This window comes from Clostridium tanneri, from assembly GCF_033659955.1.
GTDB classification, from domain to species: Bacteria; Bacillota; Clostridia; order Clostridiales; family Clostridiaceae; genus Clostridium_AM; species Clostridium_AM tanneri.
Genome location: NZ_JARUJP010000019.1, coordinates 38,340 through 61,698, shown reverse-complemented (window position 1 = coordinate 61,698; position 23,359 = coordinate 38,340). Strand labels below are relative to the sequence as shown.

Annotated in this window: 17 protein-coding genes and 1 riboswitch; of the genes, 15 read left to right on the top strand and 2 right to left on the bottom strand. The window is 32.2% G+C overall.

Going from position 1 to position 23,359, the window contains the following annotated elements; translation table 11 throughout:
• Window positions 1-19: 19 nt before the first annotated feature.
• The 5 genes from P8V03_RS14680 (at window position 20) to P8V03_RS14660 (ending at window position 5,788) form a co-directional block, all read left to right on the top strand.
• Entirely contained in the window at window positions 20-1,525 is a 1,506-nt protein-coding gene (locus P8V03_RS14680; RefSeq protein WP_318798737.1) for a HAMP domain-containing sensor histidine kinase, read from the top strand.
• On the top strand, window positions 1,503-2,192 hold the full coding sequence (locus P8V03_RS14675) for a response regulator transcription factor (protein ID WP_261671474.1): 690 nt from the start codon (window positions 1,503-1,505) through the stop codon (window positions 2,190-2,192). The genes P8V03_RS14680 and P8V03_RS14675 overlap by 23 nt, the downstream gene beginning before the upstream one ends.
• A 227-nt stretch (window positions 2,193-2,419) precedes the next feature.
• Window positions 2,420-3,856 (top strand): efflux RND transporter periplasmic adaptor subunit, encoded by a 1,437-nt coding sequence (locus tag P8V03_RS14670; RefSeq protein WP_318798736.1) that lies wholly within the window; start codon window positions 2,420-2,422, stop codon window positions 3,854-3,856.
• Window positions 3,857-3,909: 53 nt separating this feature from the next.
• Complete coding sequence (locus P8V03_RS14665) at window positions 3,910-4,629, top strand: ABC transporter ATP-binding protein (protein ID WP_261671491.1); 720 nt, start codon at window positions 3,910-3,912, stop codon at window positions 4,627-4,629.
• On the top strand, window positions 4,619-5,788 hold the full coding sequence (locus P8V03_RS14660; RefSeq protein ID WP_261671472.1) for an ABC transporter permease: 1,170 nt from the start codon (window positions 4,619-4,621) through the stop codon (window positions 5,786-5,788). The genes P8V03_RS14665 and P8V03_RS14660 overlap by 11 nt, the downstream gene beginning before the upstream one ends.
• 105 nt (window positions 5,789-5,893) lie before the next feature.
• Here the strand turns inward: P8V03_RS14660 and add are convergent, their stop codons facing one another.
• Complete coding sequence (gene add / locus P8V03_RS14655) at window positions 5,894-6,895, bottom strand: adenosine deaminase (protein ID WP_318798735.1); 1,002 nt, start codon at window positions 6,893-6,895, stop codon at window positions 5,894-5,896.
• Window positions 6,896-6,974: 79 nt separating this feature from the next.
• A riboswitch (purine riboswitch) is annotated at window positions 6,975-7,074 on the bottom strand.
• Between the two features lie 117 nt (window positions 7,075-7,191).
• A complete protein-coding gene (locus P8V03_RS14650) occupies window positions 7,192-7,881 on the bottom strand; it encodes a YjjG family noncanonical pyrimidine nucleotidase (RefSeq protein WP_261671470.1) in 690 nt (229 codons plus the stop codon).
• A 509-nt stretch (window positions 7,882-8,390) separates the two neighbouring features.
• Between P8V03_RS14650 and P8V03_RS14645 the strand changes: the two genes are divergently transcribed.
• From P8V03_RS14645 to P8V03_RS14600, 10 genes are all read left to right on the top strand, one after another.
• Window positions 8,391-11,426, top strand: coding sequence for an ATP-binding protein (locus tag P8V03_RS14645; protein WP_318798734.1), 3,036 nt, complete (start codon window positions 8,391-8,393; stop codon window positions 11,424-11,426).
• 122 nt (window positions 11,427-11,548) lie between these two features.
• Window positions 11,549-12,445: a glutamate formimidoyltransferase gene (gene ftcD, locus P8V03_RS14640; protein ID WP_318798733.1), complete on the top strand. Its 897-nt coding sequence runs from the start codon at window positions 11,549-11,551 to the stop codon at window positions 12,443-12,445.
• Window positions 12,446-12,476: 31 nt separating this feature from the next.
• Window positions 12,477-14,501 carry a urocanate hydratase gene (hutU, locus tag P8V03_RS14635; protein ID WP_318798732.1) on the top strand — a complete coding sequence of 675 codons (2,025 nt, stop codon included), beginning with the start codon at window positions 12,477-12,479 and terminating at the stop codon, window positions 14,499-14,501.
• 19 nt (window positions 14,502-14,520) lie between these two features.
• Window positions 14,521-15,159, top strand: a complete 639-nt coding sequence (locus P8V03_RS14630; protein ID WP_318798731.1) for a cyclodeaminase/cyclohydrolase family protein — start codon at window positions 14,521-14,523, stop codon at window positions 15,157-15,159.
• 29 nt (window positions 15,160-15,188) lie between these two features.
• Window positions 15,189-16,712: a histidine ammonia-lyase gene (gene hutH, locus P8V03_RS14625; RefSeq protein ID WP_318798730.1), complete on the top strand. Its 1,524-nt coding sequence runs from the start codon at window positions 15,189-15,191 to the stop codon at window positions 16,710-16,712.
• Between the two features lie 130 nt (window positions 16,713-16,842).
• A complete protein-coding gene (locus tag P8V03_RS14620) occupies window positions 16,843-17,391 on the top strand; it encodes a helix-turn-helix domain-containing protein (RefSeq protein WP_318798729.1) in 549 nt (182 codons plus the stop codon).
• Between the two features lie 400 nt (window positions 17,392-17,791).
• On the top strand, window positions 17,792-20,161 hold the full coding sequence (locus P8V03_RS14615; RefSeq protein ID WP_318798728.1) for a glycyl radical protein: 2,370 nt from the start codon (window positions 17,792-17,794) through the stop codon (window positions 20,159-20,161).
• Between the two features lie 72 nt (window positions 20,162-20,233).
• Window positions 20,234-21,139: a glycyl-radical enzyme activating protein gene (locus tag P8V03_RS14610; RefSeq protein ID WP_318798727.1), complete on the top strand. Its 906-nt coding sequence runs from the start codon at window positions 20,234-20,236 to the stop codon at window positions 21,137-21,139.
• Window positions 21,140-21,382: 243 nt separating this feature from the next.
• Entirely contained in the window at window positions 21,383-22,084 is a 702-nt protein-coding gene (locus tag P8V03_RS14605) for a hypothetical protein (RefSeq protein WP_318798726.1), read from the top strand.
• A gap of 239 nt (window positions 22,085-22,323) precedes the next feature.
• Window positions 22,324-23,337: a hypothetical protein gene (locus P8V03_RS14600; protein ID WP_318798725.1), complete on the top strand. Its 1,014-nt coding sequence runs from the start codon at window positions 22,324-22,326 to the stop codon at window positions 23,335-23,337.
• Window positions 23,338-23,359: the final 22 nt, after the last annotated feature.

Genomic DNA, 23,359 nt, shown 5'->3' with positions numbered 1-23,359 from the left:
ATTTAAGGGGAGAGTGGATATGTCTATAAAACTTAAAATGCTTACCTGCAACATGATTATGGTTATTACCTGCACTATTTTTTTTCTACTTGATATATGGACAATTAACTATTATTTTAGCATGCAATTATATAAGGAATATGATATGATTCCTCCTAAGGAGAAGGCTGTTCGCATTAATTCTTATGTGGATGTAAAGGCTATAAATTTAAGAAATTTTGATGAAATTAGGGGGATCTCAATAAGAACTCCAGAGCTATTTAAGGATCAAAGATTCTTAGAGGAACTAAATAAAAATTTCGAGAAAAATAACTGTTATATAATTATTGAAAAGGATAACCAAATTACATTCAATGGAATGAACAAAGAAAATCTAGATGTAAACAAGCTCCTACAATTCAATTATGAATCAAGGGATAAAGCAGGAAGATACTATATTGAAGGGAACTTTATTATTAGGCAGATAGAATTTTATAATAGTGGTGGTAAGGGAAGCGTATTTACTGTAACGGATACCACTAAGTTTTATAATATAGTAAAAAGTTCTTTGACTATAGGAATAATCTCTTTAATACTTATAATAGCTTTAGTAAGCACCATATTTACTTTAATAATGTCAAGAGCAATTTTAAATCCATTGAAGAGTCTTAAGAATTCTACAGACAAAATTAAGAATGGCGAATTAGATTTTAAAGTCCAGATAGATTCGAAAGATGAGATAGGAGACTTATGTTATGCTTTTGACTCAATGAGAGAAAAATTAAAGGAATCATTAGATGTGCAAAATCAATACGAAAGCAATAGAAAGGAATTGATTTCAAATATATCCCATGATTTAAAAACACCTATTACATCTATAAAAGGATATGTAGAAGGTATAAGGGATGGTATAGCAGATAATCCGGAAAAGATGAAGAGGTATATTGAAACCATACATAATAAGGCGGTTAGTATGGACAAGCTTATTGATGAATTGTTTTTATATTCTAAGCTAGATTTAAACAAAGTTCCATTTAATTTTGAAGCAGTAGATATAGAGGCTTATATGCAGGATATAGTAGAAGAGCTTCAATTCGAATTAGAGAAAAAATATATAGAAATAAGCTTTCAATATAACTACAGCAAAAAAATTCTTGTGAAAATGGATAGAGAAAAGATAAATAGAGTTATAAATAATATAATAGGAAATTCTGTGAAATATATGGACAGAGAGAATGGCAAAATTGACATTGATCTTTCTGGAGACGAAGAAAGTGTGGTATTGACTATAAAAGATAATGGCAAAGGCATATCAAGAGATGCTATTCCTCTAGTTTTTAATAGGTTTTATAGAGAAGATTCTGCAAGAACTAGTAAAAATGGAGGAAGTGGACTTGGACTTGCAATTTGTGAAAAAATCATAAAAGAACATGGTGGAGAGATATGGCTTGACAGCGAAAGAAATAAAGGTACTTCTGTTTCTTTTAAACTTGAAATAATAAATATAGAGAAAGGAGAATGTTATGAAGAAAATATTAATTATTGAAGATGAAACTTCTATTGCTGAGCTAGAAAAGGATTATCTAGAAATAAGTAATTTTCAAGTAGAGATTGAAAGTAGCGGTGATATCGGTCTTCAAAAGGCAAAAACAAAGAACTACGATTTAATTATTGTAGATATAATGCTTCCAGAAGTAAGTGGCTTTGAAATATGCAAAGAAATCAGAAAAACTCAAAATATACCTATAATAATGGTTTCTGCTAAAAAAGAGGATATAGATAAAATAAGAGGATTAGGACTAGGAGCAGATGATTATATAACCAAACCTTTCAGTCCAGGTGAATTAGTGGCCAGGGTAAAAGCACATTTAATACGATATGAAAGATTAGTAGGAAGCAGCTTTAGGGAAAAGCAGGAATTAATAGTTAATGGTTTAAGGATTGATAAATCATCAAGACGGGTATATGTAGATGAAAATGAAGTTTTCTTAACTGGTAAAGAATTTGATTTACTTCAACTATTGGTGGAAAATAGCAATAGAGTTTTTACTAAGAATGAACTTTTTGATAAAGTATGGGGTATAGATTCAACTGGTGATATTGCTACAGTTACAGTTCATGTAAGAAAGTTAAGAGAAAAAATAGAGAAAGAACCTTCCAACCCTGAATATATAGAAACAGTATGGGGAGTAGGTTATAGATTAAAGCCATAAATAAAAGTACAGTGTGTTTTTGCATACTGTACTTTTTCTAATTACAGAAAAAACACACTTAAATTATTAAAGTTATATTAATTATCGCCACTTTAGAAAATTTTAATAGTTGCTTTAGAAATATTTTATATGTATGTATTATTATAATAATTATAAAAAATGATTGTTTTGGTTAAGTTTTTCTAAATAGAGCTATGTAATCATAAATTATTGGGGGTTTTTTAAACATGGAAAAAGTTCTGGCGGTTATAAAAAAACGAGGTGTTAAAATTTTAATAATAGCAGTTATAGCTGTAGGAGTAGGGACTGGTGGTTACTATATATATAAGCAATATAGTACCAGCAATAAGGTAGTTTCTACAGTTAAATTTGATATGTCAAAAGTACAAAAAACAAATTTAGCAGTTACTGTACAAGCTACAGGGACAATAGCTGGAGTAGACCAGGTAAACCTATATTCCACTAACAGCGGTGTAGTAGAAGGAATGAATTATGAAGAGGGAAGTACTATAGAAAAAGGTGCTGTATTCTGTACAATAAATAATGATAAACAAGGACAGGAAACAGAGACAGCGCAAAATAGCTTAAGTCAAAAGAAACTAGACCTAGAGAAATTAGAAAAACAATTAGATGATGTATATATAAAAGCACCTATAGATGGAAAAGTAAAGTCTGTATTTGTTGCATCAGGAGATGATATAGCTTCTGTAAAACCGGCATATGGAGGAATGGCTATAATAACTACAGGAGAAAATGATGAATTAGAAGTAGCTATACCTTTTCCAAGCAGTGGAAAAGTTAAAGAAGTCCATATATCTGCTGGAGACAGTATAAAAAAGGGACAGACCATGTTTAAGCTAGATGATTCAGATACAATAAACAGTATCAAATCAAAAAAAATAGAAATTCAACAGGCACAAAGTGACTTGAATTATAAATTACAAACTGCAGCAGATTCTACTATTGTAAGTCCTATATCTGGAATTATATCTGGCTTAAATATTAAAAATGGAGACGTAACTCCAGACGATAAGGCAATGGTTACAGTAATAGATATATCTAAAATGAAGGTTATAGTTCCTGTAGATGAGCTAGACATAGATAAAATTCAGATCGGGCAAAAAACTAAAATAAGTGTACAAAATATAAAAGATAAAACCTACGAAGGAGTTGTTGAAAAAATTTCTCAAAGTGGAAAGACGTCAGATAGTGTTACTACCTTTGATGTAACTGTTTCTATAGATAATCCAGAAAGATTAAAAATAGGAATGAATGCTGATGTAACAATAGAAGTAGAAAATAAAGAAAATGTATTAGCAGTTCCACTAGAGGCTATTACAGAGAAGAACGGTAAAAAGTATGTTATGGTTCAGGATTCAGCTGGTAATGTTAACAGCAAGACTAGACAACCATCCAGCAGCAGTTCAAAATCTTCTCAAACAGCAAAAAACAATACTCAACTATCTGGTAATAAACCATCAACACCAGGAAAGCTTGTAGAAGTACAGACAGGTCTTAAAAATCAAACGATGATAGAGATAACAAGTGGTCTTACTGAGAATCAAACAGTTATGGTACAGCTTCCTGAAAGCAGCTCATCGAATAAAACTAATACTCAAAGAGGAGGCGGCGGAATGATGGGAGGGCCTCCAATGGGAAGATAGAAAATTGAACTAAATTTACTGCAGGAGGTAGTAATGTGGATTTTGTAATAGAAATGGAGAATGTAAGCAAAGTATATAAAATGGGAAGCAGTGAATATAAAGCTTTAGAAGATATAAATTTGTGTATAAGAAAGGGTGAATTTGTATCTATAGTTGGTCCATCTGGAGCAGGTAAATCAACCTTGATGAATATAATAGGCTGCTTAGATACTGCCACTTCAGGAAGATATATACTAGATGGAGAAAATACAGATTGTAGTGATAATAAACTAGCTGAAATAAGAAACAGAAAGATAGGGTTTATATTTCAGAACTACAACCTTTTACCTAAACTAAATGTTGTTGAAAATGTAGAGCTTCCCTTAATTTATCAAGGATTAAGTAGTAGAGTTATTAAAGAAAAAGTCTTAGAGTCTTTAGAAAGAGTAGGCTTATCTAGTCATATAAAGCATAAGCCACCAGAGCTTTCTGGAGGGCAGAAGCAGAGAGTTGCCATTGCGAGAGCTTTAGCCACAGAACCAGAAATACTACTTGCCGATGAACCTACAGGAGCACTTGATAGTAAAACTGGAAAAGAAGTTATGGAAATGCTTAAACAGTTAAATAGAGAAGGAAACACCATTGTGCTTATAACCCATGATCATGAAATTGCACAGCAGGCTAAGCGAATAATAACTGTTAGAGATGGAAGGATTACATCAGATAAAAAGAATACTGTTTCAAAAGATGTTGCTGTTACATTTGAAAACGAGGTGAATCCAAATGAGATTTAGTAAGTTATTAAAAATGGCAATTAGCTCTGTTCTGGCAAATAAAGTGAGATCTTTTCTTACCATGTTAGGGATAATAATTGGTATAGCATCAGTTATAGTCCTGGTAGGTATGGGAGAAGGTACGAAGCAAAATATTTCTTCTCAAATTGAAAGTTTAGGAACAAATCTTATAACTGTAAACATTATGGGAAGAAGAAATGTATCAATAACTACGGAAGAATTGGAAAAACTAAAGACAAAACCAGGAATAAAAAATATGGCACCATCTATGAGTCAAAGTGTAACTGTAAGATCGGAAAATGAATCTACATCAACTACTGTGGAGGCTAGCACTCCAAGTTATTCTACAATAAGAAAATTAAATGTAAGCAGCGGCAGATTTATAAATGAAGATGATGTAGAAAGTAGATATAGAGTTGCCGTAATAGGTGTTGATACAGCTAATAAGCTTTTTAATAATACCAATGTAGTTGGGGAAAGTGTCAATATAAATGGAGCAGCTTTTTTAATAATAGGTGTACTTGAGAAACAGGGAACTTCGATGGCAGGTTCTGGAGACGACAGATTGATAATTCCAATAACTACAGCTCAAAGATTCTTTAAAAATACACAAATAAGAACCTTTTATATAGAAGCTGAAAGTAAAGATAAAGTATCACAGGCTATGGGATATTTAACTTTGTTTATGAATAATAAATTTAATAATGATACAGATTCCTATAGAGTAATGGATCAAAGCAGTCTTCTAGCAACTGCTAGCTCAGCTAGTGACAGTATGACTGGCATGCTTTCTGGAATAGCGGCTATATCTCTTTTAGTAGGAGGTATAGGAATAATGAATATAATGCTTGTATCTGTAATTGAGAGAACTAAAGAAATAGGTATAAGGAAGGCTATAGGAGCTAAGAGAAGGGTGATTTTAATGCAATTTTTATTAGAGTCAGCAGGAATAAGCAGCTTTGGTGGTATTTTAGGCGTAGCTTCAGGATATGGCGCTGCCTATATTGCAGAAAAATTCTTTTCAACTACCGTTGTTATATCTAACAAGGTAGTGCTAGGTGCTTTCATTTTCTCAGTACTCGTTGGAGTAATTTTTGGGATGTATCCAGCAGACAAGGCTTCTAAGTTAAGTCCTATAGAGGCTTTAAGATTTGAGTAATCAATTAGGCTTGAAATTATAGGTATATAACAGTAAATGCCCCTAAAGAGTGGATGTTAAAGATCTATTATCTATAGGGGACATTTTATTTTTTATCCAGTTAACTTATTTATCCTTCATATATTTCTTTAGCTTTTCCTTTGTCTCTAAATCAGCAAAACTTGCTTCAACACTATTATGGTAAATCTCTCTATAATCTTCCATGCTAATATTAAATTCTTTAGCTACTATATTAAATTCATTGGTCATATCTGTATTTGATACCGTTCTATTATCAGTGTTAACAGTTACTCTTATTCCATCCTTATGAAAATCATATATTGGATGTTCATTAAAGCCACTTACTGCTTTTGTTTGCACGTTGCTTGTTGGACACATTTCAAGTACAACTTTTTTATCTTTAACAATCTTATATGCATCAGCACAATCCTTTATAAATACACCATGTCCAATTCTTTCAGCTCTTAAAAGTTCAACTGCTTCTAATACATTTTTACCTATTCCAGTTTCACCAGCATGAATAGTTATTCTATACCCATATTGTCTAGCTAATGCTATGGGTTCCACGAAGGCTTTACAAAATCCTTCATTTTCCGAGGCACATAGGTCTATTGCAACTACTCCTTTGCCAAGAAAATTCTTACCCTTTTCTACTATATCAAAAGCTTTATCTGGAGCCATAGTTCTCATACAGCATAGTATTAAGTTTCCTTTTATATCATATTTCTCTTCCGCATCCTTAATTCCATCTAAAACACTTTCTATTATCTCTTCTACTTCTAAGCCTTTTGATGTATGAAGCAAAGGAGCAAATCTTATCTCCATATATTTAACATTTTCACGGGAGGCATCTTCTAGAAGTTCGAAAGTAATTCTTCTTAAGCTATACTTTGACTGCATTACTAAATTAGGAAGTGAAAATGCCTTTAAATAGTCATCAAGGGACTCACATTCTAATGGAGCAGTAAGTTCTTTTTTAATTACTTCAATATCAAAAGAAGGGAGATTAATGCCCTCTTTCCTTGCTATATCAATTACCGTTTCTGCCCTAAGGCTGCCGTCTAAGTGGCAGTGAAGCTCAATTTTAGGTAAGTTTATTAAATTCATATTGACCTCCTATCATACTAAGTATTATTTAAATTATAAAAAGATAAAAACAAAAAAATTCCTGACTACAAAGAAAATACAAAAAATGTACCTTCTTCGTAATCAGGAATTATTGGTTCCTGGTAGAGACCTCCAAACCATATTATTGGAGTTATACGAAATCTTTTTTTATAGTATAATAAACTTTATTTTTTATGTCAAGCAAGTAATTAAAGATAGTTTAACTTATCAGTTTAAAGCACAAGTAGTAACTGGCTTAGAATATTTTATGGAAATGTAAGTCAGTTACTTTACAACTATTTTTCAAGTATATTCTTAAGTTCCATCAAATTAGAAATTTCATAAGTAGGTTTTATTCCTGTATTATTTACAATTCTATTAGGATTAAACCAGCAGGTATCTATACCGGAATTTATTCCGCCTTGTATATCAGAGGTTAAACTATCTCCAACTATTAATACCTTACTTTTGTCAGTATGTTTTATGTTATTTAAAGTCAGTTCAAATATTTTAGGATCTGGTTTTGATATTTGAACTTCTTCAGATACTACTATATCTTGAAAGTATTTTGCTATAATAGATTTTCTTATTCTTCCGTCCTGAACATCCTTAAGACCGTTAGTAACTATAGTGAGTTTGTAATTCTTATGAAGACTTTCTACAAGCTCTATGCTATCATCATATAAAAAGGATGCCTTAGCTAAATGTTTCATATAGGACTTAGCAAACTCAATCTCATCAAAGCTAATATTTAAGCTGTCTGATAACCTTTTAAATCTTTCTACCTTTAGCTTTTTCTGAGTAATAAGGCCTTTCTCAAATTCTTTCCAAATAGCTGAATTTATATCATGATATATTTTTAAATGGTGATTTTCATCATATTCTATATCAAATTCCAGCATAGCATTTTTAAAAGCATCTCTTTCAGATTTTTTAAAATCAAATAAAGTTTCGTCTGCATCAAATATTATAATCTCGTATTTCATGGTAATTCCCCCTAGTATAGTTGATTTTTTTATTATAACATATAAAATCTTGATTCACTGAATAATTGAAAACTGTTAAGTAATCTCACATAATTTAAGATTTTGTTGTTTATATTTATTATCAGCTTTGCTATTGATTATAAGTCCTATAAAGCAAGGCATAACACATATATAAATCCTTCCTATGTTTTACATTACCTAATAGATAAGTTACCATATTGATATGAATTTCGATAGGACATATGTCCTGTTAAGGAGGATTTATGGAAAGAACTTAGTTGAGTACATAACAGATAAAAACTATATAATTTTGAACTTATCATTCAAGGAAATTGATCAATTTTTAGGAACAACTTATAGATATTTAAAAAGAATTTTTTGCGCTTCAAGTCTATAACCAGTGAATAGTTTAGGAAGAAATATTTTGGCAATTTGAAAAATTCCCAATAATATACTAAAATAAAAACAGTTACTAAAAATAATATTTATAGACTTGAAGAGGTGTCAATATGGACTATATCTATGTAAAATTACTAGGTAACTTTACTACTAGCTTAAATGGAAAAACTATTTTATTTCCATACAACAAGGTCCAAGCATTGTTTTCTTATATAGTGACAAAAAAGCAGGCTACAAGAGAAGAATTATCGGTGCTTTTATGGCCAGATATGGAGGATAATATTGCAAGGAAAAATTTGAGAAATGCAATATACAAGTTAAAAAAGTCTTTTGCTGAACATGAGGTAATAAGCTTTGTAAACAAGTCAACGATCACATTAAGCACTAGTATAATAATTGAAACTGACATGGATAACTTTATCAATAATAAAAATGAAATAAGCTTATACCCTGGAGAATTTTTAAAAGGATTTATTTTGAAAGATGCGGATAATTTTCAACAATGGGTTTATGAAACTAGAGTAGAACTAGAAGGAATATATTTAAAAAGACTTTATGAACAAATACTAATTGAGAGTAAAAATAAGAATTATGAAAAGGTAGAGAAATATTGCAAGTTATTAATAAAAGCTGATGAGTTTAATGAAGATGCATATAGACAACTAATTCAGTGCTACAAGAATCAGGGAAAAGTAAATAATGCAATAAAGGTTTACAATGAACTTACTGATATATTGAATAAAGAATTGTCCATTACTCCTGAGATAGAAACAAAAAAGGTTTTTAAAGAAGTACTAGATTTAATAAGTGAAAGACAAGCGGTAGAAAAAAGTGGAGATTTTTTTTATGGAAGACACACTGAATTAAGAATTATGGAAAGTAACTACCATAGTTTTATGGGTAATAGAGATTCCAAGTCTATTTTAATAAGAGGTGAGATGGGCATTGGAAAGACAAGTCTTAAAAATAAGTTTTTAGAACAAGTAGATAAGGATAAGGTTTATGTTCTAGAAACAAATTGTTATCAATTTGAAAATGAATATCCATTGAAGCCTTGGAGAAACGTTGTTTTCTATTTAGCAAGGATTATTCACAATAACAAAATTAAGGTTCCTTCTATTATAGAGAATGTAATAAATGAATTAATACCTGAAGCAGGTAGTGATAGCTATGCTGAAAATGTAAAACTAGAGTCTACTATAGATATGCTGAAGTATGACGTGATAGAAAATATTTTAACGGACATGCTTAAAAGAATAACAACTAGTAAAAAAATCCTAATAGTTTTTGAAGATATTCAGTGGATGGACTCTTCTAGTATGTCATTGTTAACAAGTTGTATATTACATTGTGAACAAAATAATATAATGTTTCTAATTACTTGCAGGAACGAGTTTAATCCATACATAGATAGATTTCTAGCTTCTACAAGGAAGTATGATAAAATCCAGATTGCAGAACTTTTAAGATTTAATACTTCAGAAACTGAGTGCTTCATCAATCAAGCTCTTAAGGCGCATAAATTAACTAAAGAAATGCTAAATAAAATATATATAGAAACGGAAGGAAACACATTTTTCATTACAGAGTATCTAAATATTATAAGATCAAAAAATAATATAAACATAATGACATCTCATATGAAGGATGTTTTAAAAAGCAGATTCATGGATATATCTGATAGTGAAAAAAAGATAGTGGAAATAGCGTCATTATTTCATGATGAGGTACCTATGTTTATTATCAAAGAATTACTCCAGAAGGATGAACTTCAAATCATGGAGATAATAGAGGGACTTGAAGGGAAATTTATTCTAAAGGAGACAGTTACAAATAATAATATATGTTTTAAGTTTACTCATCAAAAGTTGAGAGAGTTTCAGTACATGAGTTTATCACAGGCTAAGAAAAAGATACTTCATAATAGGGTAGGACAAATTCTCGAAAGGACACTTAAAAATAATATAGGAGACATTAACACTTGTTATAAGTTAATATATCACTTTGAAAATGCAAATAATTATACTTCTGTTCTTAAATACAAAATTAAAGTTCTGAGCACCTATCTTAATTTTAGCCATGAATTATTTCCGGTAATTTATTTTGAGAATAAGTACTGTGACAAATTATATTTTAGCGAGAGTAAAACTATAGAAAGCATAGCAGAAATTGAAAGCCTTCTAGACAAGGTAAGGAAGGAAGAAGGAGACAGTATCCAGATATTAAGGTTTGAAATATGCCTACTTCATATAAAGGGGAGATATTTAATAAGAAAAGGTGATTATGAAGAAGGTATAAAGAATATTGAAGACATGATTATTAAAGCCAGCGAAATTAATTGTAGTGAATATATTATTGAAGGATATAAACAAATGATTTTTTACTGCATTCAAACAAATAAAACAGATGAAATGATAATGTATATAAATAGAGGGTTACAAACATCAGAAGAATATAACTATAAAAAGGAAATAGGAATTTTGTTAAGATTTAAGGGCTTGTATAAAAAAATGCTGGGAGAAAACGAGGAAGCAGAAATATTATTTGAAAACTCTATTGATACATTAAGCAGTACAAGAAACACTTCTCACCAATATGCTTTAAGCATAGCTGCTTGTTACAATTACATCGGAGATATAAGAAAGAAAACGAAAAGATTCTCAGAGGCATTAAATTTTTATAATAAGGCAATTAAAATATGTGAAGAGAAAAATGTGTGGACTAGTCTTGCTTTATTTTATGCAAATGCAGGGGAAACAGCATTTTATATTAATGATTACAAAATGGCAAAAAATTATTTTGAAAATGCTCTTAATAATTATAAGCAGTTTGATTTTACTTGGGGTAGATCTATAGCAGAGGCTTTTATGGCACTAATTTTAATTAAAGAAGGAAATTTTACAGAGGGTTTGAAGTATTTAAAAAATGCAGATATAAATTCTATGACACTAAAAAATCCAAAGGAAATAGGTACCGTCTATCGAGTAAAGGCAGAGATAAAGCTTAGTATGGAAAATGATATGAACTTAAAAAGGGTATTTGAAAGAGAATTAGATGATAACATTGATGTATACCTCAGAAGGGGAATAAAGTACTTAAAAGAAGCAGGAGAAGAACACCAGATTGATATTATAGAAAGACTATAAATTAAATACCATCCTCTCGTCTACAGGAGTTTTAAAATTTTAAGATTTTAAAACTCCTGTAGACGTTTTGGAGATGTATAAGAGATACAATATAGAAAAAGACTTACTGAGGAGGAATTGAAATGGCAAAATTAGTAGAATGCGTTCCAAACTTTAGTGAAGGAAGGAACAAAGAAATAATAGAAACTATTATAGATGAGGTTAGGAGAACTGAAGGAGTAAAGCTTCTCGACTATTCATCAGATAAAGATCATAACAGAACAGTTGTCACCTTTGTTGGCTCACCAGAAGAAACAAGAGAAGCTGCCTATAAACTTATTAAAAGAGCATCAGAGCTTATAGATATGAGCAAGCATCAAGGGGCTCATCCAAGAATGGGTGCTACAGACGTAGTTCCATTTATCCCTATTAAGGACATAACTACTGAAGAATGTGTTCAAATGGCAAGGGACTTAGGAAAAAAAGTTGGAGAAGAGCTAAATATACCTGTTTATTTATATGAAGATGCTGCTTCATCACCAGAAAGACAAAATTTAGCCAATATAAGAAAAGGACAATATGAGGGATTTTTTGAAAAAATAAAAGATCCGGAATGGAAACCGGATTTTGGACCATGTGAAATGAATAGGAAAAGCGGAGCAACTGTTATAGGAGCAAGATTTCCACTAATTGCTTACAATGTAAACTTGGGCACAGATAATTTAGAAATAGCAAATGCTATCGCTAAGAAAATAAGACATATCGGTGGAGGACTAAGATACGCTAAAGCAGTAGGTGTAATGCTAACTGAAAGAAACATAGCTCAAGTTTCTATAAATCTTGTGAACTATGAGAAAACAGCTATCTATACTGCGCAGGAGATGGTGAAAATGGAAGCTAAAAGGTATGGCGTTCCAGTGGTAGGTGCAGAGGTTATTGGATTAGTACCAATGAAGGCTTTAATAGATTGTGCAGAGTACTATCTGCAAATTGAAAACTTTGATATGAACCAAGTCTTAGAAGCAAGGCTAAGTGAATAAATTCAATACATCTAAATTAGGGGGAGTTAAGATGGTTAATAATATAGATATCAGAGAGGCTATGACAATAAAGTTAGATGAAGTACTACCTGACATGCCACCCTTTGTAGAGGGAATAAGAAGAGCTCCAAATAGAGGCTTTAATTTAACTAAAGTACAAACAGAAATTGCGTTAAAAAATGCATTAAGGTATATTCCAGATAAATATCATGAAGAAATAATTCCAGAATTTTTAGAGGAGCTTACAACAAAAGGGAGAATATATGGGTATAGATTCCGACCAGAAGGAAGAATATACGGAAAACCTATAGATGAATATAAAGGTAAATGCGTAGAAGGTAAGGCTTTTCAGGTTATGATAGAGAACAATCTAGACTTTGATGTAGCACTATATCCCTACGAGTTAGTTACCTATGGTGAAACAGGAAGTGTGTGTCAAAACTGGATGCAGTATAGGCTAATAAAAAAATATTTAGAAGTCATGACTCAAGATCAGACATTGGTAATTGAATCAGGACATCCTCTTGGACTATTTAAATCTAATCCCAATGCACCTAGAGTAATAATAACTAATGCATTAATGATTGGAATGTTTGACAATCTAAAGGATTGGGAAATAGCAGAAGAGATGGGCGTAGCAAATTACGGACAAATGACAGCAGGAGGATGGATGTATATAGGACCTCAGGGGATAGTTCATGGTACTTTCAATACGCTGCTGAATGCTGGAAGAATGAAGCTGGGTATTTCTAATGATGGTGATTTAAGCGGATACATTTTTGTAAGTTCTGGTCTTGGAGGAATGAGTGGTGCTCAGCCAAAAGCTATGGAAATAGCTAAAGGTGTAGGGATAATTGCAGAAGTAGACGAATCAAGGATAAAAACAAGACTTGAGCAAGGTTGGGTTAGTAAAGCTTCCTCTGATTTAGAGGAAATATTTAAGATTGCTAAAGAATATGTAAGCAAAAAAGAGCCAATATCCATAGGATATCATGGAAATATAGTGGACCTTCTTGAGTATGCAGTTAATAACAATATAAAAATAGATTTATTATCAGATCAAACTTCCTGTCACAATGCATATGAAGGTGGATACTGCCCAAGTGAAATTACCTTTGAAGAAAGAACAAGGCTTCTAGCAGAGGATAGAGAAACTTTTAGAAAATTAGTAGATAAGACACTTAAACGTCACTTTGAAATGATAAAGACTTTAGTTGAGAGAGGGACTTATTTCTTCGACTACGGAAACTCCTTTATGAAAGCCATATATGATGCTGGCGTTAAAGAAATATCTAAAAATGGAATTGATGAAAAGGATGGATTTATTTTTCCTTCATATGTAGAAGATATAATGGGCCCTCAGCTATTTGACTATGGTTATGGACCATTTAGATGGGTATGTTTAAGTGGAAAAAGAGAAGACTTAATTAAAACTGATAGAGCTGCTATGGATTGTATAGATCCTGATAGAAGATATCAAGATAGAGATAATTACAATTGGATAAGGGATGCAGAAAAAAATAACATGGTAGTAGGAACTCAGGCTAGAATATTATATCAAGATGCTATAGGAAGAGTTACTATAGCACTTAAGTTTAATGAGATGGTTAGAAAGGGAGAGGTTGGTCCTATAATGCTAGGACGTGACCACCATGATGTTAGTGGAACAGATTCTCCATTTAGAGAGACATCTAATATTAAGGATGGAAGTAATGTAATGGCGGATATGGCTGTTCAATGCTATGCAGGAAACGCAGCTAGAGGGATGAGTTTAGTAGCCCTTCATAATGGCGGCGGTGTTGGTATAGGCAAGTCTATAAACGGAGGCTTTGGACTAGTTTTAGATGGAAGCTGTAGAATAGATGAAATAATTAAATCTGCAATGACTTGGGATGTAATGGGTGGAGTTTCAAGACGTTCTTGGGCAAGAAATGAACACTCAATAGAAACAGTAATAGAGTTTAATAAGGCGAATAAAGGCACAGATCACGTAACAATACCTTATTTAGCAGATGAGGAGTTAGTTAAAAAGTCAGTTTCTAAGTATTTTAAATAAAAAACGGGGGGATATAATAATGCTGCAACAGTTAACTTTAAAAGGCTTTGTTGATGAATTAGGTTCTAAATCTCCAGCACCAGGTGGAGGGAGTATTGCTGCCCTTTCTGCTTCGCTAGCTAGTGCACTGGCTGCTATGGTTTTTAACTTAACAATAGGAAAGAAAGAATATATGGAATATGAAGACAAACTTAGAGAAAATATTGATGAATCCTTAGAGAAAGTACAGTTCCATAAGGAGGAATTCTTAAATCTTATGGAGAGAGATACGGATGCTTTCTTATCCTTAATGGAAGCCTTTAGAATGCCTAAAAATACAGAGGAAGAGGCTAAGGCAAGAAAGGAAAAAATAAATCAAGGAAACAAGGAATCTTTAGAGATTCCCTTAGAAGTAGCAGAAAAAGCCTATAAACTTTATGATTACATTTATACTGCAGTAAAATACGGAAATAAAAATGCAGTTTCTGACGCTGGAGTTGCTGCTTCTTTAGTGCAAACAGCGGTAGAGGGAGCTATATTAAATGTAAAAATAAATATTACAGGATTAAAGGATGAAGAACGTAAAAAAGAATTAAAGGATAGATGCAATAATTTACTGAAAGAAAGTAAAAAAGTCAAAGAAGATATTATGGGGATTATAGAAGATAAATTAGCATAGCATTTCATATAACTGGGGGGAGAGAAATTATGAATGTTGTTAACTTAACGGGGAATAGTCTTACTATAGAGGATTTAATTAATGTTGCCGCTAATGGATATAGAGTATGTCTTACTGAGGAAGCTAAGGAAAGAGTTACAAAGGCAAGAGAGATAGTAGATAACATAGTGGATAACAGTAAAATAGTATACGGTATAACTACAGGCTTTGGAAAATTTTCAGATGTAACTATATCCGGTGAGCAGTGCAAAACTCTTCAGAGGAATCTAATAATGTCACATTCCTGCGGCACAGGCAGGAGTTTTCCAAAGGAAATAACTAGAGCCATAATGCTTCTAAGGGCTAACAACTTATCTAAGGGATATTCAGGAATAAGGTTAAGTACCTTGGAAACACTTATAGATATGATTAATAAAGGAGTTCATCCTGCCATACCTGAAAAAGGATCTTTAGGGGCTTCTGGTGATTTGGCACCTCTTTCACATATGGTTTTACCTATGATTGGTGAAGGAGAAGCAGAGTTTGAAGGGGTTATGATGTCGGGAAGAGAGGCTATGGAAAAGGCAGGAATATCCTTAGTAGAGCTTGTAGCTAAAGAAGGTCTGGCCTTAATAAATGGCACTCAAGTAATGACTGCAGTAGGAGCAATATCTTTATATAAAAGTATGAATCTTTTAAAACTTAGTGATATTGCTGCTGCAATGACCTTAGAAGCTTTAAGAGGAATAAGAACTGCCTTTGATCCAAGGGTTCATCAGGTAAGGCCTCATAAGGGACAAATAGATACAGCCCAAAATATGCTTAACCTAGTAGAAGGCAGCACTTTTGTAACTAATCAAGGAGAGATAAGAACACAGGATGCCTATACTTTAAGATGTGTACCTCAAGTTCATGGAGCTAGTAAAGATGCTGTAAATTATGTTAAAGAAAAGATAGAAATAGAGATGAATTCTGTTACCGATAACCCTATTGTTTTTGAAAATGGGGATGTAATATCTGGAGGAAACTTCCATGGACAGCCTGTAGCACTAAGCTTTGATTTCTTAGGAATTGCGGTAGCTGAAATTGCAAATATTTCAGAGAGAAGACTAGAGAGATTAATAAATTATCAGCTAAACGATTTACCTCCTTTCCTAGTGAAAAATGGCGGTCTTAATTCTGGCTTTATGATAACCCAATACGCAGCAGCTTCATTAGTATCAGAAAATAAGGTTCTTGCTCATCCAGCATCTGTAGATTCTATTCCATCCTCAGCTAACCAAGAGGATCATGTAAGTATGGGGACAATCGCTGCGAGAAAGAGCTTTGATATAGTAAATAATGCGACAAGAGTAGTGGCAACAGAACTTATGGCTGCATGTCAGGCCATAGATTTTAGAGATGGACTTATGTTAGGCAAGGGGACTAGTGAAGCTTATAGAATAATAAGATCAAAGGTAAGCTTTATTAAAGAAGATACGGTTATGTATAAAGAACTAGATAAATGTGAGGAGCTTCTACTGAATGGTGAACTTTTAAAGGCAGTAGAAGGAAAAGTTAAAATAGAAATTTAGCAAGATTCCACTCCATAGTCTTTATGGAGTGGGATTTATTCTCTATGAAAAGTATATGTTATTATGTATATAATATGTTATTATGTATATAATGAAAAAATGACAATACATAGGGAAAGGTTGATATAAATTGAAGGATCCAACATATAATATTGGCTCTGTTTTAAAAAGAGTGCGATTTGAAAGGGAGTTGACTTTAGAGGAGGCATCTAATCTAACTGGGGTAAGTAAGGCAATGCTAGGCCAAATCGAAAGAGGAGAGTCAAATCCTACAATATCCATATTGTGGAAGATTTCCACAGGTTTGCGTATTTCTTTTTCAGAGTTGTTAGGAAGTCAAAATAATAAATACGAAGCAATATCAATAGAGGACATAGAACCGGTATATGAATCAGATGGAAAAATGATTCTATATGATGTATTCCCTTTTGATCCAATGACGGGATTTGAATATTTTTATATTAAGTTACTTCCAGGTGCGGAGCATGTTTCTACACCACATCAAAGCTCAGTAGAAGAGTATATTGTGGTAACAAAAGGAACCTTAAAGCTTACTTTGGAGGACCAAACTTTTGAACTTGCGGCTCCATCAGCATTAAGATTTAAGCCTAGTGGCAGTCACACCTATAGTAATCCATATGATAGTGAAGTCGTATTTCAAAATGTAATTAAGTATTAGAATTTAGTCTAGAGTGATATAGGTCTACAATGTTGTTTTTTAATATAATAAATAAATCTAGTGCATCTTAATAAAGTAGGTATAGGTATCAAAGTGTTTCTATGCCTACTTTTTACACATATGACAATTATATATAGGATAAAATAGAATTTAAAGAGGTATGGATATAAATTTTTAAAATTGAGGATGTTATAACATATAATTTATGTTATAATAAAATAAAATATTAGAGTTTTACTTTAGAGTGAATATAGGTAAATAGAACTTAAAGGAAATTTATATTAAGAATAGGTTAAGTTATACTTTAGCTTTCTACAATTATGCACTCTAAAAAATTTTAACAACTTTATATGTTATAACGCACAAAATATAATATAATACAAAAAGAAAGGAGAAAATTATGGTTACAGAAAGAATTGAATCTGCAAGACAAAATTATATCAATGCAAAGCCAGCAATTTCCTATGAAAGAGCAAGAATTTGGACAGAGTCACACAAGAAAACAGAGGGGGAAGCAGTTCCAATAAGAAGAGCTAAGGCATTTAGAGATACCTGTGAGCAGATAGATGTCACTATATTTGAAGGGGAACTGATTGTTGGGGGTATTGGCGAGTTCAGAAAATGTGGTATTTTAACCCCTGAGTTTTCATGGACATGGGTAGATAGAGAAATGGATAACTTCGATAAAAGAGTTCAAGACCCATATGTTATGACAGATGAACAAAGAGATTTTGTGAGAAAAAACATATTCCCCTATTGGAAAGGAAAATCTTTAGAAGAAGCCTTTTTAGCACAATTGCCTAAGGATACTGCAAAAATTGCCGTTGATACTGGCATAGTTGATAACGATTCCAAATGGAGACAGGCTGTTGGCGAAATAACACCAGATTACCAAGATGTATTATTTAAAAAAGGCTTTGGTGGAATTATCAAAGAAGCAAAGGAGCATGTATCAAAGCTTTCGATTACTTCTGCAGAAGATATGAAAAAGAAAGATTTTTATAATTCTATTATAATCACCTCAGAAGGAATTATTACCCTTGCAAATAGATATTCTGAAAAAGCTAGAGAAATGGCTGAAACAGAAAATAATGCTGTGAGAAAAGATGAACTTTTAAAAATAGCTGAAATATGCAGTAAGGTACCAGAAAACCCTCCTACAACCTTTTATGAAGCTATCCAATTCCTTTGGTTTACTCAAATTGGAGCAATAATATCTGAGAATCCTTTGGCACTTAATGTAGGAAGATTTGACCAGTTTATGTATCCGTATTATAAAGCTGATATGGACAAAGAAATAACCACAAAGGATCAAATTCAAGAACTTATTGAGGCACTTTGGATTAAATTATCTGAATGGGTTTGGACAATATCAGCAAATACTGCTGAGTTCTTTGCAGGATACAATCAGTTTCAAAACCTTACCCTTGGTGGGAAAACAAGAGAAGGAAGAGATGGCACAAATGATCTTTCATATATGTGCTTGAAAGCTACAGAGAGAGTAAAAACTCATCAGCCAGGATTAAGCGTTAGAGTTAGCCAAGATTGTCCAAGCAGCTTTTTAGAGGAAGTTACTCACCTAGTAAGTAAAGGTACTGGATTTCCGGCAATTCATAGTGATAACGCAGGTTATCAAATGCTTATAAATGCAGGCTATGAACCAGAGGATGCTAGAGATTGGAACAATTGCGGCTGTGTAGTACCTCATTTTCGTAAAACTGGAGAATGGACTTCAGCGGTAAATATTAACTTTACTGCAGCCTTAGAATTTGCATTAAATGGAGGCAAAAGTAGGATTACTGGTGAAAAAGTAGGTCTAAATGAAAAAGACCCAGCTAGTTTTACATCTTATGAAGAAGTTGAAGAAGCCTTCTATAAACAGTTTAATAACTTAATTAAACATTCAATTACAGCTACCTTAGTAGCACAAAAGCTCCATAAGGAGATGGTTCCAAGACCATTTTTATCATCCTGCATAGAAGAGTGTATGGTAAAAGGCAAAGACTTAGTTGATACTGGTGCTAAATATAATTTAGGACCGGTGCTTACTGGAATTGGTCTTGCTGTTACATCAAACTCATTAGCTGTAATTAAGAAGCTTGTTTTTGAAGATAAGGTTACAACAATGGAAACCTTGGTAAAGGCTCTTGATGCAGATTGGGAAGGATACGAGGAATTAAGAAAACTAGCTGAATCTGCACCAAAGTATGGAAATGACATTGACTATGTAGATGATATTGCTATTAAAATGGCAAATCATTATTACAAGGAAGGACATAAGTATAAGGATATAAACGGTAACAACTTTAACACTGCTTTTATGGGGATTTCTAACTACCTTCCAACAGGAAAAGTTGTTGGAGCTACCCCTTGTGGCAGAAAAGCTAAGGAGCCTTTATCAGAAGGGGTGTCACCTTTTGCCGGTACTGATACTTCTACACCACTTGCAGCTATGCGTTCAGCAGCAAAGCTTAACCAAGATGTGCATTCTGGTGGAACATTATTAAATTTAAGATTAAATGAAGATTTAGTAAATACAAAAAGAGGTCAGAGCAACTTAGGCTCTATGATTCAATCCTTCTTTGCACTAGGTGCATTCCATGTTCAGTTTAATACAATATCCACAGAAACATTACGTAAAGCACAGGAAAAACCTGAGGATTATAAGGATTTATTAGTTAGAGTTGCAGGATACAGCACTCAATTCGTTAACTTATCAAGATCGATGCAGGATGCAATAATTGCAAGAACAGCTCACGAAAACTATTAGAATTAAAGAAAGGCACTGTTTAATTTAACTGTGCCTTTTTTAAATATAAGACTTTAAAACAGGAGGATTTATATGAACAAAGTAACTGGATATTTTATGGAACCACAAAATTTTTCTGTAAATGACGGAAATGGAATTAGAACAATAATTTTTTTAGCTGGCTGTCCTCTTAGATGTAGGTGGTGTTCTAATCCAGAAAGTCATACAAACCTTATGAAGGTTGCCCATTATGAAAAAACATGTATAAACTGTGGAAAGTGTGCACAATTATGCCCTCAGGGAGTGGGTATAAATTTAAATACTCAATGTGAACAGAAAAAATGTAAAGCTTGTGGAATTTGCATAAAAGCATGTCCGACAAACAGTAGGAAGAATTTAATTTATCATTATAGTAGTGAAGAAATAATGAAAATCATTGAAAAACAAAAAATATTTTATAGGTATTCAGGTGGCGGGGTTACCTTTTCTGGAGGAGAGGCAACTATGCAGGTAGAAATGCTTAGAGAACTTGTATATAAACTTTATGATTCAGCCATAGATTTAGCTATTGAAACTTCTGGTTACTTTAACTTCGAAGAGGTTAAGGATATATTGGAAAAGATGAATTTAATATTTGTAGATATAAAACATATGGATAACAGTAAGCATAGGTTTTATACAGGAGTTGGTAATGAAAATATATTGAAAAATATAGCTAGACTTAATGGGTTAAAAGTACCTGTAGTAGTTCGAATACCATTAATTGATGGAGTTAACTCAGACAAAGAAAACATAAGAAAAGCAGCTAAATTTGTAAAAGACAGTATGGATATGCCTAAAATTGAATTATTACCTTATCACTCCTTTGGTGATAGTAAATACGAAGCTTTAGGTTTGGAAAAACCAGCAAGACAGTTTAAAACTCCATCTAAAGAATACATGGAAGAGTTATATGGCATAATCGAAAGCCAAGGGGTTGATGTAGTTAGTTATAAGTAAACTACCATTAAAAAGTTGAGTAAAAGTAAGAATATCATACCAAGGTTTATGCAATACATGTATGGGTAATAAGGTTAATAAAAGCTGATATAACTAAAAAATAATTAAGGGACAGACTTATAGGTTTCTGTTGACATAAAGAAGACAATAGTTTATCATATAAATGAGAACGATTATCATTCTAAGTGAAATGTTAAACTATTTAAGATAAGATTTAAAATCTTCTGAAGGGAATTGGAGAATATGGTAACAGAAAATTATTCCTTAGAGTATATTACTGAAACAGAATTAGAATCAATACGTAACTTTGCAATTAAAGAATGTTTCGAAATCATCTTGGAGGAAACAGAATATTTTTTTCAGAGTAAGGAGTATCGGATAGATATTTTTGCCGAAGGAGTAGATTTTTCAAAATTGAGCCCAAAGTGTTTTCAAGAAAGATTTGTTAAAGTACTATATTCTAAAAAGGAACTTGAATGCTTTATTTTAAGAATTGAAAAAAAGATTCAGAAAGAGCTAATGAGGTTACCAATTAAGTCTGATTTCAAGTTGCATAATAACAAAGTAACGGATTTATTAAACATTGAAGATAGTTTTTTATTTATATATGAAGCGGCTAGAACTTATGGGATTAGCTGCGTAACTTCAAAAACTATTGATAAGCTATGGAAAAAAAACATTAGTAGTTTTATGCCTAAGGGATTAGGAAAGCTCACTAATAAATTTAAGGCAGGAGATTATTTTTTATCAACAATAGGGTTAACTACTGGAGAAATAAAGTGCAGCATAAGTGAAAAAGTATCAAAAAGTGCACAGGGAATTTTAATGAACAAGAAACACGAAATAATTAAATTTCTAAAAAATGAAGTTATTACACAAGTGGCTAATTCGGAAAGTATAAATCATACTATATCTTTGAAGAGAGAGATAATAAAAACTGCTTAGTGAATTTATAATATAATATTGAAGTTTCTAGTGTGGTGTTTTAACTGTAATTTGATTGTATACCTATCAAATTACAGCTAAAACACCACACTATTTTTGTATTTAAAACATTAATATATTGAGGGCAGCTGATAAGTGTATCGTTATTTGATTATATTTTTCTTTATGTAAAAAGTATGAATTATAGGAATATTACATGAGATAGAGGAGAATAATACCAGTAAAAAGGAGGTAGTAAAATGTCTGAGAACAACAATTCAAATGGAGAGATCAAAGATAACAAAGCAGGTTATGAAGATGTAAATCGTCAAGAAAATCAATTTATTCCTAATAATACATCTGTAAATCCAGGCCCGAATACGTATTATAACGAAGGACAAATGAGAAATATTCAACTAGAAAACAGAATACCAGAGGTTAACTCAAGAAATTACAGGCCAAGGGAAAACAACCAGTACAATCCAAATAATAGGCCTGGTTTCAATGATCCAACCTACCAGGCTAATTACAATCAAAATCCAAGAAATTATTATAGAGGTGATGATAGAATGAATTATCGAAACGGTTATACAAACAATTATTCAATGAATTACCCAAACAGTTATCCAGTAAATTACATGAACAATTATCCAAACGGTTATCAAAACAATTATCGAGATGGCTACCCAAATAATTATTCAACAAATTATCGAGATGGTTATGTAAATAATTATTCAATGAATTACTCAAACAATTATCCTAATAATTATCCGAGCAACTACAGGGCAGGCAATGATTATGGCGACGGATATCCATGTCCTAACTATTATGATGATTATGACTACGATGATTGTTGTGAACCAAGAAGACCTTATTATGGAGGGCCTAGACCTTATGGAAGACCAAGAGTAGGAGCATGGTGCGCCAATATGAGAGGCTATGACCCTTACTATAACTATGGAATGATGCCAAACTCTTGGTGGAATCAGCGTATGATAACAGACTTTATTAATAGACCGAAGGTTAACAATTTCTTTAGAGGCGTTGGAATTGCTACAGTTGGATTAATATTAGCTCCATCAGTTGCTAGGACCTTAAGACCCATTGTAGTTAAAGCTGTTCAAGGAGTAATGAATACCTCTGATGAGTTTAGAAACATATTTGCTGATGCTAAAGAGGATATTGAGGATATTTTTGCAGAGTCTAAATGGGAAGGAAGCAACAACGAGAGGTATGGCTTTGGTGAAAACGAAAACCATAATAAAGAATGTTAAAGGGCAACTAATGGTTTTTGAA

Coding starts and splice junctions, on each gene's coding strand:
- P8V03_RS14650 (WP_261671470.1), bottom strand. CDS start 7,881: ATGAAATACGAGATTATAATATTTGATGCAGACGAAACTTTATTTGAT.
- hutU (WP_318798732.1), top strand. CDS start 12,477: ATGGTTAATAATATAGATATCAGAGAGGCTATGACAATAAAGTTAGAT.
- ftcD (WP_318798733.1), top strand. CDS start 11,549: ATGGCAAAATTAGTAGAATGCGTTCCAAACTTTAGTGAAGGAAGGAAC.
- P8V03_RS14615 (WP_318798728.1), top strand. CDS start 17,792: ATGGTTACAGAAAGAATTGAATCTGCAAGACAAAATTATATCAATGCA.
- P8V03_RS14645 (WP_318798734.1), top strand. CDS start 8,391: ATGGACTATATCTATGTAAAATTACTAGGTAACTTTACTACTAGCTTA.
- P8V03_RS14670 (WP_318798736.1), top strand. CDS start 2,420: ATGGAAAAAGTTCTGGCGGTTATAAAAAAACGAGGTGTTAAAATTTTA.
- hutH (WP_318798730.1), top strand. CDS start 15,189: ATGAATGTTGTTAACTTAACGGGGAATAGTCTTACTATAGAGGATTTA.
- P8V03_RS14665 (WP_261671491.1), top strand. CDS start 3,910: ATGGAGAATGTAAGCAAAGTATATAAAATGGGAAGCAGTGAATATAAA.
- P8V03_RS14630 (WP_318798731.1), top strand. CDS start 14,521: ATGCTGCAACAGTTAACTTTAAAAGGCTTTGTTGATGAATTAGGTTCT.
- P8V03_RS14600 (WP_318798725.1), top strand. CDS start 22,324: ATGTCTGAGAACAACAATTCAAATGGAGAGATCAAAGATAACAAAGCA.
- P8V03_RS14675 (WP_261671474.1), top strand. CDS start 1,503: ATGAAGAAAATATTAATTATTGAAGATGAAACTTCTATTGCTGAGCTA.
- P8V03_RS14680 (WP_318798737.1), top strand. CDS start 20: ATGTCTATAAAACTTAAAATGCTTACCTGCAACATGATTATGGTTATT.
- P8V03_RS14660 (WP_261671472.1), top strand. CDS start 4,619: ATGAGATTTAGTAAGTTATTAAAAATGGCAATTAGCTCTGTTCTGGCA.
- P8V03_RS14610 (WP_318798727.1), top strand. CDS start 20,234: ATGAACAAAGTAACTGGATATTTTATGGAACCACAAAATTTTTCTGTA.
- add (WP_318798735.1), bottom strand. CDS start 6,895: ATGAATTTAATAAACTTACCTAAAATTGAGCTTCACTGCCACTTAGAC.
- P8V03_RS14605 (WP_318798726.1), top strand. CDS start 21,383: ATGGTAACAGAAAATTATTCCTTAGAGTATATTACTGAAACAGAATTA.